General features: G+C 64.9%; 6 protein-coding genes and 1 pseudogene. All 7 read right to left on the bottom strand.

What is annotated here, in order from left to right:
• A pseudogene (locus XAXN_RS15720) lies at window positions 1-289 on the bottom strand (ankyrin repeat domain-containing protein); the annotation flags it as partial.
• Window positions 290-580: 291 nt separating this feature from the next.
• Window positions 581-1,222 carry a hypothetical protein gene (locus XAXN_RS15715; protein ID WP_134980296.1) on the bottom strand — a complete coding sequence of 214 codons (642 nt, stop codon included), beginning with the start codon at window positions 1,220-1,222 and terminating at the stop codon, window positions 581-583.
• Between the two features lie 94 nt (window positions 1,223-1,316).
• Window positions 1,317-3,068: a type IV secretory system conjugative DNA transfer family protein gene (locus XAXN_RS15710; RefSeq protein WP_054320242.1), complete on the bottom strand. Its 1,752-nt coding sequence runs from the start codon at window positions 3,066-3,068 to the stop codon at window positions 1,317-1,319.
• A gap of 175 nt (window positions 3,069-3,243) precedes the next feature.
• Window positions 3,244-5,316 (bottom strand): flagellar biosynthesis protein FlhA, encoded by a 2,073-nt coding sequence (flhA, locus tag XAXN_RS15705; RefSeq protein ID WP_174515510.1) that lies wholly within the window; start codon window positions 5,314-5,316, stop codon window positions 3,244-3,246.
• Between the two features lie 17 nt (window positions 5,317-5,333).
• Window positions 5,334-6,464, bottom strand: a complete 1,131-nt coding sequence (gene flhB / locus XAXN_RS15700) for a flagellar biosynthesis protein FlhB (RefSeq protein ID WP_054320240.1) — start codon at window positions 6,462-6,464, stop codon at window positions 5,334-5,336.
• A 146-nt stretch (window positions 6,465-6,610) separates the two neighbouring features.
• Window positions 6,611-8,698, bottom strand: a complete 2,088-nt coding sequence (locus tag XAXN_RS15695) for a putative bifunctional diguanylate cyclase/phosphodiesterase (RefSeq protein ID WP_054320239.1) — start codon at window positions 8,696-8,698, stop codon at window positions 6,611-6,613.
• 288 nt (window positions 8,699-8,986) lie between these two features.
• Window positions 8,987-11,902, bottom strand: a complete 2,916-nt coding sequence (locus XAXN_RS15690) for a diguanylate cyclase domain-containing protein (protein ID WP_164514283.1) — start codon at window positions 11,900-11,902, stop codon at window positions 8,987-8,989.
• Window positions 11,903-12,194 lie beyond the last annotated feature (292 nt).

The raw sequence follows: 12,194 nt of genomic DNA, 5'->3' as shown, positions 1-12,194 counted from the left end.
GATGTCTAGGAAAGCCTGGGCTTATCACCCAGACCATCGCAATCAGCAGTGGATAGCCGTCGGTGGAGAAGATCACGTCGGGATCGACATGCTCTTCCTTCATCAAGCGCCGCACTTCTTTGACATTGCCATACTCGGCCGCCAGGGCCAGCGCCTGTGCCTTGGGGTCGGGAAAATACGAAGGCAGCGGGTAGGCGGACTGCTGCGCAGTGGCAGGCAGCGACACACCACCGCAACCGGCGCATGCCAGCAGTAACGAGAGCAACAACACACGCACGAAGTTAGACACATTGCATCCTTATGGCGCGGCCATGGCGCAAGCGTACCCTCGGTCTGCCGCATCGCCCAAGCCTAGACCTTGCATGGGGCCTGCGCCAAGCGTTAGCCCCGTACGACGCCGCCACATCGCCAAGGTTACGACCCCAGCGCGCACCCGCCCGTGGCATAGATCGCATCCAGCAACGGTCATCCGGTATCCGGTTTGACTTGATCCTTTGCCGACAAAGACATCTTCGGCCAGCCAAGCATCTGCGCATCTGAAGACCCGTTGCAGTCGCTTCAGGCGGCGGGCGCGTTCCATCTACTTCGAAGGCAGGATGTCTTTGGGGTCGACGTTGATGGTGGTGCCCGTCGCATCCGGTATGTAGCGCACCTTGGTCCAATACTGTCTGCCGCAGACATCAATGCGCCATTGTTCGTCCCATGGCTGTTCTGGTGCAGGGCGGCCGCCAGGCAACCGGGTTTCCAGAACATCCACCTGGCAGTGCTTGGGCAAGAAGTCCTTGATGACCATGGCGCTTGCAAGCTGGGGGATGGTGTCCTTCTGGAGAGCCGGGTTGGATTCCGATTCGCCGGGAAACAGCGGCAACACCGATGGCTCGCCGTTATCGAAAACGGTAATGGCGTTGTAGCGCCGCTGTTGGCCGCAGGCCGTTCCCGGTACGGTATCAACCCAGACGGCCTTGATGAGCCGGCCCTGATCATCGACTGTAGGCTCAAGCGCCACATGTGCCGTGGCCTTGTTCCAATCGGCCTGGACGCTTGGGCAAGCGGTGCGCAGCGAGGATTCGTACTGCTGCATCACCGATTCCACGGCATGACGATAAGCCGGGTACTTGCGCATGGCGTCGATCGCGGTTTGCGTCTGCGCTTGCACGGAGGCGGCGCCCAACGCCACGCCGAGCACGAGAAGCATGGTCGTAGGGGAACGGTGAATCAGCATGAGTATCTTCCTTGAGGAATGAATCGGTTGGTGGTCCAGCAGCGACAGTGATGCCGGGGAGTGTCGTAGCCTGCACGCTTTGACCCGGCAACTATTATTCTGCTTTCCTGTTGTTGTCTGTTGCCCGATCCAATGCCAAGGCCGGCACTGTCACCGGGTCCACGATGCGGCTCTTCAGCACCTTGTCCTTGAAGAACCAGTTCTTTTCGCAGCGGATTGGCTTGCTGCCTTCAAAGAACAACAATTCGTCGTCGCCGGGCAGTTCCTTGATTTCCTGTGGCAGCATCAGGGCGCGGCGTTCTTCTGTGTAGTTGTAGGACACATTGGTCCCGCCACCGCCGCGGCTAGTAGAGCGGTGCTGTTTGCGGATGGTTCGATAGCCCAGCATGTCGCTGTAGGCGTTGGCGTCTTCCTGCTCGCGTGGCGTGAAAACGATGCTTGCAGCATGGTTGGTGATGAAGTTCTGCGCGTCGTCGGGGCCGTAGGTGGCACGCAGCTGCGATTGGCTCTGGATGATGCACAGGTCGCGCACGCCGTAGCTGGCCGAGATCGAGATGCGCTTGGCCCACACATCGACCCGGCCCATGGCAGTGAACTCGTCCATCAGCATCAGCATCTGATACTTGAGCTTGGGGTCCTCGTTGAGCTGTTTGTCCAGATTGTTGCCGATCACCGAACTGAAGAAGATATTCAGCAGTTTGCTGCTTTCATCCAGTTTCTGGGTGGGGATGATGACGTACACGGTGGTGAGCCGTTTGCGGATGGCGGTGACGTCGATGTCGGTGGCACTGGTGGCCGCCGCCAGGATCGGACTCAGGAACTGCTGCAACGGCGCCTGCATGGTAGCCATGACCGAGGAAAAGGTCTGCTCGGTCAGGCCTGCCAGTGCGCTGAAGGTGGAGCGTGTCTGTGGGCTGATGTAATGGAAATTCTTATGTGTAATGATTTTTTTCAGCAGCTCGGATGTGCTTTCGCCACTGCCGCCACCGGTGGAAAAGCGCAGGATGCGTTCGAAGCTGGGAAACACCTCGCTGGTATTGGGGTTTTCCACGCCAGGGAATCCTGTGCTCCGCATGTCGTCCCAGTTCTCGAACATGAAAGAAGCGAACGCCACGAACGCGGCACGCGGCTGGGTGACCCAGAAGCTGTCTTTGCCAGGTTCGTCCGGAAACAGGATCGCGGCCATGGTCTGTATGGAGGCGATGCGCTCGCGCGGATCGTCCGGCACCAGGGTCAGTGGATTGAAGCGATGGGTTCTGCCATCGGTCGCGTAAGGCGCCCAGACGTAGATCGTTTGCCCTTGCGACGCTCTGTACCCACTGGTGGCCTTGAACAGCTCCCCCTTAAGGTCGAGAACCACCATTGACTGCTGGTAGGTCAGTAGCACCGGGATGGCAATGGAGGTGGTCTTGCCCGAACGCGTGGGTGCCACCACGATGACGTGCAGCGCGCCGTTGATATAGATGGAGCGGCCTTTGAGCTTGCCGACCAGGATGCTTTCCGGCTTCTTGTCCAGCATGCCGGCTTTCTTCAGATCCGCAACCGTGGCAAAGCTGGCTTCTCCGTGCAGGGATTGCTTCTTGCTCTTGAGCATCGGGATCAGCAGCAGCGCCCAGCCCAGCAAAGGCAGGCCAAAGCCGATGATGCCGCTGATCTTGATGCGCAGGACGTATGGCTTTACCTGCGGTAGATCGAGCGCTCTCCAATACTCGAGATAGGTCGTAGCCTTCAGTGGCACCTGCAGTTTCAGTAGCGCCAAGGTGATGAAACCGGACAGGTACACCCCGGCGACCAGTGCAAGGATCAACACGATCGCTGCAACGCCCACCTTTCCCTTATTACTCATGCGTCCATCTCCATGTGTGACTGCTCCTGGCACGCGGACAGGCAGTGATCGGGATGCAGCCGTTTTCCAAACCCGCGCTCATGATAGAGGACTGCAGCCGGGTCTGGCATTGCGGAGATGGTTGAAAAAGAACGCAGTGGACGGGTGAAGGGGCGAGGCGCTCCCGCGTCAGTCGTCAGCTGATCGTGCCGACCAGCTTCAGGCGCTTGTCCTCCGGGACTTCGCTATAGGCCAGCACCGACAGGCTGGGTACGCTGTGGCGCACCAGGCGGGCCAGCGCGGCGCGCACCTGGCCGGGGACCAGCACCACCGCCGGTTCGTTGCGGGCTTCCTGCTTGCCCACGCAATCGGCCAGGCTTTGGTGCAGGCGTTCGGCCAGCCCGGGTTCTAGCGCCACGCCGTTGCCGTGGGTGGATTCCTGCAGCACGCGCTCCAGCTGCGGCGCCAGGGTGAACACCGGCAGCTCGGCCGACATGCCGGCGATTTCCTGCACGATGAAGCGGCCCAGCGAGGTACGCACGGCGGCGGTGAGGGTGGCCGGGTCCTGGCTATGCGGGGCGTGTTCGACCAACGCTTCGACAATCTTGCGCAGCTGCCGCACCGGAATCTTCTCGATCAGCAGGTTCTGCAGCACGCGTACCACCACCGACAGCGGCAGCGCCTTCGGGGTGAGGTCTTCGACCATCTTCGGTGCGGTCTTGGCCAGGGTCGCCAGCAGCTGCTGGACCTCCTCGTGGCCGAGCAGCTCCGGTGCGTGTTCGCGGATCAGGTGCGACAGATGGGTGGCGACCACGGTGGCCGGATCGACCACGGTGTAGCCCATCGATTCGGCATAGGCGCGCTGGTGCGGCTGGATCCAGGTGGCGTCCAGGCCGAATGCCGGGTCCTTGCCGGGAATGCCGTCGAGTTGGCCGAGCGCGCCGCCCGGGTCCAAGGCCAGTTCGCGGTCGGAATAGATTTCTGCCGTGGCCACCGGCACGCCGTGCACCAGCAGGCGGTAGGCGTTGGCCGATAGCTCCAGGTTGTCGCGGATATGCACCGGCGGCACCAGGAAGCCGATGTCCTGGGTGAGCTTGCGGCGCACGCCCTTGATGCGCGCCATCAGTTCGCCGCCCTGGTTCTTGTCCACCAGCGGGATCAAGCGGTAGCCCACTTCCAGGCCCAGCGGGTCGATCGGGCGCAGCTCGTCCCAGCTCAGTTCGGCGCTGGCCTGTGCGGCGGTGGCGGCCGCGGCGGCCTTCGGGTCAGTGGCGGGGTCGCCGGTCGGCGGGATGACCAGGCTGCGCTTGTACATTTTCCAGGCGATCACGCCCAGGATCAGGCCCAGCGTCAAAAACGCGACGTTCGGCATGCCCGGCACCAGGCCGACCAGGCCGAGGATGGCCGCAGCCACCGCCAAGGCGCGGTGCTGGCCGAACACCTGGCTGACCATGGCCCCGCGCATGTCCTGCGCACGCGAGGCGCGGGTCACCAGCAAGGCGACCGAAGACGAAACCAGCAAGGCCGGCAGCTGCGCCACCAGCCCGTCGCCGATCGACAGCAGGGTGTAGGTGGAGGCGGCATCCATGAAGCTCATGCCGTGCTGGAGCATGCCCACCGCCATGCCGCCGATGAGGTTGATGAACAGGATCAGGATGGCGGCGATGGCGTCGCCGCGGATGAACTTGTTGGCACCGTCCATCGCGCCGTAGAAGTCGGCTTCCTCGCGCACTTCCTCGCGGCGGGCCTTGGCCTCCTCGCGCGTCAGCAAACCGGCGTTGAGGTCGGCGTCGATGGCCATCTGCTTGCCGGGCATGGCGTCCAGGATGAAGCGCGCGGTCACTTCCGACACGCGCCCGGCACCCTTGGTGATGACCACGAAGTTGATGATGGTCAGGATCGCGAACACCACGATACCCACGGCGTAATTGCCGCCGATCACGAACTGGCCGAAGGCCTCGATGACCTTGCCGGCCGCGGCATGGCCGTCCTGGCCGTTGATCAGGATCACGCGGCTGGAGGCGACGTTGAGGGCCAGCCGCAGCATCGTGGTCATCAACAGCACGATCGGGAAAATGGTGAATTCCAGCGGGCGCTGCACGTACACCACCGCCAGCAGCACCATCAGCGAGATGGCGATGTTGAAGGTGAACAACGCATCCAGCACCGGTGCGGCCAGCGGCACCATCAGCATGGCCAGCATGGCCATCAACGCCAGCGGGGCGCCCAGGCCGTTGCGCAGCAACTCCATGACGCGGCGGGCATTCATCGGGGCGGGGCGGGCGCTCATGCGCTGGCTCCCTTGCCGAACTCATCGACCTCAAGCGGCGGCAGTTCCGGCATCGGGCCGCCGTTCCAGCCACGCAGCTGGTAGACGTAGGAGAGCACCTGGGCCACGACCGAATAGAGTCTCACGGGAATTTCCTTGCCGATTTGGGCTTCCCTATACAAGGCGCGTGCCAAAGGCGGGGCGGTAACGATGGCTACCCGGTGCTGTTCGCCGGCTTCGCGGATGCGGAAGGCCATTTCGTCCACCCCCTTGGCCACCACGATCGGGGCGCGCATCTTGCCGCCTTCGTACTTTAGCGCCACCGCGTAGTGGGTTGGATTCATCAGCACCACGTCGGCCTTGGGCACCGCTTCCATCATCTGGCGCTGCGACATCTGCATCTGCATCTGGCGGATGCGGCCCTTCACTTCCGGGCTGCCCTCGCTTTCCTTCATCTCGCGCTTGATCTCTTCGCGCGTCATCTTCAGCTTCCGCAGCCAGTTCCACTTCTGGTAAGGCGCGTCGATGGCGGCCAGCAGCACCAGTGCGCCGGCGGTGTAGAACAGCAGGCTCTTGGTGAAATCCAAACCGTTGCCGATGGCCTGTTCCAGCGGCTGGTTCACCAGCGAGCGCAGGCCGTGCAGGCCCTTGGAAATGCAGAAGCTGGCGGCCAGCCCGACAAACAGCAGGCGCAGCACCGACTTGATCAGCTCGGCCAGGCTGTTGCTGCCCCACATGCGCTTGATCCCGTTGGCCGGGTTGAGCTTGGTGAGGTCGGGCATGATCGCTTTGCCGGAAAAGCGCAGGCTGCTCATCATCAGTGGGCCAGCCAGCCCTGCAGCCAGGCAGATACCGATCAGCGGCAGCATCACCCACAGCAACTGCAGCAGCAGATCGCCGAAATGGCCGAACAGCGCCATCGGGTTCTCGCGCATCGTCGGGTCCGGGCTGAGCGCGGTCTTCATCCATACCGTGGCGCCATCGCCGATGCCGCGGGCCAGCACCATCAGCGCGAACACGCCGGCACCGAACACCGCCGCGGTCGACAGCTCGCGCGACTGCGGGATGTTGCCCTGCTCACGGGCCTCGCGCAGGCGTTTTTCGGTGGGAAGCTCTGTACGCTCGCCGCCGTCTTCGGATTCGGACATGGACGTGCCGGTGGGGGATTAGCCTTGCTGATGCAAGCGGCGTTCCAGTTTGTGGGGCTGGGAGTCGGGATTCGTGATTCGTGATTCGGAAAAGCGGTGGCTGCGGGTTGCACCGTTGGCCAGACGCCGGGGCTGCAGTGAGCGGCTCAGCTGGTCGGGCGGCGTGGGCGGTCGCGCTCGGCGACCACGGTGGCGATGAAGCGTTTGGCGTCCATCGGGCGGCCCAGCAGATAGCCTTGCAGCTGGTCGCAGCCCAGCCGTTTCAGGGTATTGCGCTGGGCGAGGGTTTCCACGCCTTCGGCCACCACTTGCAGGCGAATGGTGTGCGCCAGCGCGATCACGGCTGCCACGATGGCGATGTCTTCGGCACTGTCGTCCATGGCCTGGACGAAACTGCGGTCGATCTTGAGCTCGTGCGCCGGCAGCTTGCGCAGGTAGAGCAGGTTGGAATAGCTGGTGCCGAAGTCGTCGATGGCGATGCGCACGCCCAGCGCGTTGAGCTGGCCCAGGGTGCGCAGACAGGCCTCGGCGTCGCGCATGGCCATGGTTTCGGTGATTTCCAGGGTGAGCTGGTCTGGCGCCAACGCGTACTCGCTCAGCGTGGTGGCCACTTCGTCCAGCAGGCTGGGCGAGGCCAACTGGGTTGCCGACAGGTTGACGGCCACCCGCCAGTCGCCGTGCCCGGCCTGCCGCCAGTCGCGCATCTGGCGGCAAGCCTGCCGCAGCACCCAGCTGCCGAGCAGGCCGATCATGCCGCTGCGTTCGGCCAGCGGAATGAAGCTATCCGGCGGCACCAGGCCGCGCTCTGGGTGCTGCCAGCGGATCAGCGCTTCGGCGCCGATCGGGCAGCCGTCCTCGGCGCGGTACTTGGGCTGGTAATGCAGCACGAACTGACCCAATTCCAGCGCGCGCGGCAGTTCCTGCAGCAGCTGCAGGCGGTCGCGGGTGGTGGCCGTCATCGAGCGTTCGAAAAAGCTGTAGCGGTTGCGGCCGGCATGTTTGGCATGGATCATTGCCACGTCGGCATGCATCAGCAGCTGGTGTTCGCTACCGGCGTCTTCCGGGTACAGCGCAATGCCGATGCTGCTGCTCAGGCGCAGCTCGTGGTTGGCCACCAGAAACAGCACCGCCAGCGCCTGCACCAGATGCGCGGCCAGGGCAGAGGCATCTTCCGGGTCGGCAATGTCGGCCACCAGCACGAATTCGTCTGCGCCCAGCCGCGCCAGGCTGCCATGCGCGCGCCGGTGCGCGTTCAAACGCTCGGCCACTACCACCAGCAGGCGGTCGCCCAACGCATGACCGTAGCCGTCGTTGATTACCTTGAAGCCGTCCAGGTTGATCAGCATCACCGCAAAGCGCTGCCCCTGGCGCTGGGCGCGTTCGGTGTTCTGCACGAGATGCTCGTGCAGCAGGATGCGGTTGGGCAAGCGGGTGAGCGGGTCGTGCAGCGTCGCCAGCGCCAGTTCGGCATTGGTCTTGGCCAGCGATTGCGCCAGCACCTCGGTGCGCTGCTGAAAGCGGCGCGACAGCAACGAAATGACCAGCGCCAGCATGAGCAAGACCAAGGTCACCAGCACCACCGCCACCGCCGGCCACGACACTGGCAACTGCGTATCGGCGGCCGCCCCACATATGCTGCCGGGTGCGAACTGGGCGGCGGCCATGCCGGTGTAATGCATGCCCACGATCGCCACGCCCATGATCAGGGCGGCGATCAGGCGCAGGCTGTAGCGGCGCCCCTCGTGGCGCAGCCGGAACGCGATCCACAACGCGGCGGCAGAGGCGCCGATGGCGATGGCGATCGACAGCCCGAACAGCAGCGGGTCGTAGCGAATGGCCGGCACCATGCGCAGCGCGCCCATACCCAGGTAATGCATCAGCGCAATGCCCAGCCCCATCAGCAGGGCACCCAGGCCGAGGTGCGGCCACGGCAGGTCCGCGCGCGAGCTCAGCCAGAGCGCCAATGCCGAGGCCAGGATCGCCGCCAGCATCGAATAGCACGTCAGTGCCAGGTCGTAGCCCACCGGAATCGGCAGGCGGAACGCCAGCATGCCGACGAAGTGCATCGACCAGATGCCGATACCCATGGCAAAGGAGCCGCTCACCAACCACGCGGCCGCGATGCCGCCACGACTGGCGGTCATCTGTGCGGCTAGCTGCAGCGCGTTGTAGGAGGCCATCACGGCCACCACCAGCGACAGCATCACCATGCCAAGGTTGTAGGTTCCGACCACCTAACCAGTTCCCGCGTCCAGAAGACGCGTTGCCCCAGACCCAGCGACCTCATGCGCGACTTCTCGAGCGCGGGGAAGCGGCCAATGCCATTGCCATTGCCACCCCGCGTTACCGCCAGAGACGGCACGCCGAAGGTTCTGCGGCCGCCCTGCGTGCGCAGTCGGCGTCCGGGATGACAGCGTGTTCGCGCACATCGACTGCCGGCGCGCCGTGCCTTGCCAATGACACGTGCACGCTGCTCCCGTCCCGTGCGCGCCTGCCTGGTATGGCCTGGCCGCCGGCGCTGCTCATGCCACCGAACTTTCCGGTTCCTCCGGTTCGATCCGGTTACGGCCGGAGCGCTTGGCCCGATACAGCGCCTCGTCCGCACGTGCCAGCAGCGAGGCGGCGGTGTCGCCGAGCCGGAACCAGGACACGCCCACCGAACAGGTCACCTGCAGCGGGCGTGCGGTACCCACCTCGTACGGAGCAAGGCTGAGCGCTTCGTGGATGGCGCGCAGCCGGTGCTGGCCCTGTTGGGTCATGCCTGGCAGCAACAGCAGCAATTCTTCGCCGCCGTAGCGGCCCACCTTGTCCGAATCGCGCAGACAGGCCGTCAGCCGTGCGCCCACCTTGGCCAGCACCGCGTCGCCGACCAGGTGCCCATGTTCGTCGTTGACCTGTTTGAAGTGATCCAGATCGATCAACACCACCGCAAGCGGATGCTCGCCGTGCGCGCAGCCCTGCAGTTCTTCGGCCATCGCTTCCAGGATGCCGGAGCGATTGAGCAGGCCGGTGAGCGCGTCGTGGCTGGCCTTCACGGCCAGCGCCGCACGTGCGTTTTCCAGCTCGCGCTTTTCGCGCTCCAGCTGGTAGGTGCGTTCGGATACCAGCTCGGCCAGCATGCGTTCGCGCGCCACCAGATGGCGGTGCCGCCAGCGCCACAGGCCGATCAGCAGTCCGCTGCCGATCAACACATACAGCGCGATCGCCGGCGGGCTGCGCCACCACAATGGCGCGACCGCGAAGGGCAGGTCGGCGATCGGCGAGGCGGTGCGACGATAGCGGTCCACCACCTGGACCTGCAGGCGGAAGTGCCCGGAGGGCAGCGGTGGCTGGTCGATGGACAGGTTGTCGCTCTGGATCCATTGGTCGTGCAGGCCGAGCAGGCGGTAACGCACCGTCAGGCGGCTGGGGTCGTCGTAGACCTCCATCGTCGACAGCTCGATGTGCAAGGGCTTGTCGCTCCAGCCCAGCAGCTGCCCGCGCTGCACCGGCATGCCGCCGCGGCTGACGCTGTCGATGCGCACGCTGGGCTGGCGTCCGTCGAACAGGCGCGCCGGGTCGCTCACGTGGCTCACGCCGCGTGCGGTGCCGATCCACACCGAACCATCCGGATCTTCGGCAAACGCAGCCTCGGAAACGTCGTCCCAGATCAGCCCCTGCGACTGCGACAGATGCGCCCAGCGCTCGCCGTCGTAGACCTCGACGCCGCGTGCATGGCCCACCCAGACCCGGCCGACGCTGTCGCCGCGCAGCAGGTACACCCCGACATCGCGCAGCGACTCGTCGCTGATTTCCTGCAGGTCCAGGCCGTCGTGCAACAACATGCCGTGCCACAGCCCAGGGCGATAGAACGCCAGCCACACCTCACCGCTGTCGCTGATGTGGAACTTGGTGATCCATGGCTCCGGCGCGCCGCCGTTGACCTTGACCTTTGACCACCGCCCATCGCGCAGCCGGAACAAGCCGTTGGAGCTGGAGACCCACAGCGTCCCGTCGGCGGTTTGCTGGATGTCGGTGTAGGCGATGGCAGGCACGTCGGCCACGGCCTGCATGCTGCCGCCGTCGAGCGGGTGTTCGATCACGAACAAGCCGCCGGCGCTGAGCATCCACAGCCGGCCCTGGCTGTCGATGAGCAGACGACGCGCATTGCGTGGCAGTTTGGCGATTTGCGCGCTATGCCCATCCGGCCAGCTGCGGCGCAGGAGACCGGCCGAACTCAGCGTCCACAGGCTGCCGTCCTGGCTGCGCTGCATGCCCACGACCTGGATGCCCCCGCTTTGCAGGGCCGGGACGAAGCGCTCATCCGGGTAGGCCTGACGGCCGATGCCGTGCTCGTTGCCAACCAGCAGCGCGCCTTGCGCGTCGCGGGCGATCGACCAGGTCGGCGCGGCCGGCATGCCTTGCGAGGCGTCCCAGTTTTCGATCCATTCGTAACCGGCCCAACGCACCAGCCCTTCGCCGTCGACGGTCATCCAGATATCGCCGTCGCGGTCCACCAAGATTGCATCGCTGCTGCCAGGTGGTAGCCCATTGTCTGCGCCAAACGTGCGCCAGTGGCCGTTTTCCCAACGCGCCAGGCCGTCGTTAAGACGCACCAGCACGCGTCCTTCGCGGTCCATCACCAGCGTTGCTGGCCGCCCGACCGTGCTGCCATCCAGCAGCGGCAGCGCGCGAGCACTGAAGGCGCTCGCCCCGCGCGCGCGATAGAGCAGGGTGCCTGCACCGCGCACCCACAGCCCGCCGTCGTGGTCGCGCAACACGCTGTACCACCGGTCGTCCGGCACCCCGTGTTCGGGCCCGAACACCTGCACCTTGCGCTGCGCATCGATGGCGCACAGCTTGTGTGCGCAGCCCACCCACAGCGTGTCGCCGTCCACCGACAGGCTCAGCGACTTGGACAATTCGGGCACGCGTACCCGGGTTGCGGTGTCCAGCAACGGTTCGCTGTGCCAGCGATCGTTGGCGCGGCCCAGCAGGATTTCCAGCGTGCCGCCGTTGGCCAGCACCGTGCCCCAGGGCAGGCTGGCCAGTTGCATCTGTTCCCCCAGGTGCCCGGCTTCATCCGGTTGCAGTTTGCGGAACCCGCGCTCGTCGCCGACGAACAAGGCCTGGAAGCCGGCCACCCATAACCGCTCATCGGCGGTTTCGGTGATCGAGGTGGTGAGCTCGTTGCGCAGGCCGTCCAGCGGGATCTGTTGGAAGATGCGCCCGTTGTAGCGATACAGCCCGCTCTCGGTGCACACCCATAGCAAGGTGGCGCGGGTCTGCAGCAGGCAGGTGCCTGCAAGCCCGAGCAGGCCTTGGTCGTGGGCATAGCGCCGGATGCTGATGCTCTGCGCGCCGGCCAGATCCGCCAACGATAGCAACGCCAACAGCAACACCACGGCAAACGGTGCACGCCGGTGCGACGACCTCCATTGGCTGTGCTCAAACCCCACGGACGTTGCAGTCTCCCACGCATCGGCAATGTGGTCCGCGCCCCTCGCGCGGTATCTCACACTTGCCATTGGCAGCCCCGCATCGCAGGCCGCATTGGAACAATTAGCGGCTGCCAACGCGTATTTCTTTAATGCTTCAGTGAGCATGACGGCGTGAGGAGCTGGCGAGCGCGGGCGTTTGCTGGCGTGTTGTAGGGCGCACGTCACATGTTTGCGCAAGCGTGATTCACCTGGCACGCCTGCCGAGCTTTCACGGCGCGGTGATTGGCAGGCGCAGGCCTGCGCTTGACCA

Source organism: Xanthomonas axonopodis (genome assembly GCF_001304695.1).
Lineage (GTDB): Bacteria > Pseudomonadota > Gammaproteobacteria > Xanthomonadales > Xanthomonadaceae > Xanthomonas > Xanthomonas axonopodis.
Note: the sequence above shows the minus strand (reverse complement) of the source record. Positions and strands in the feature narration are given on the sequence as shown.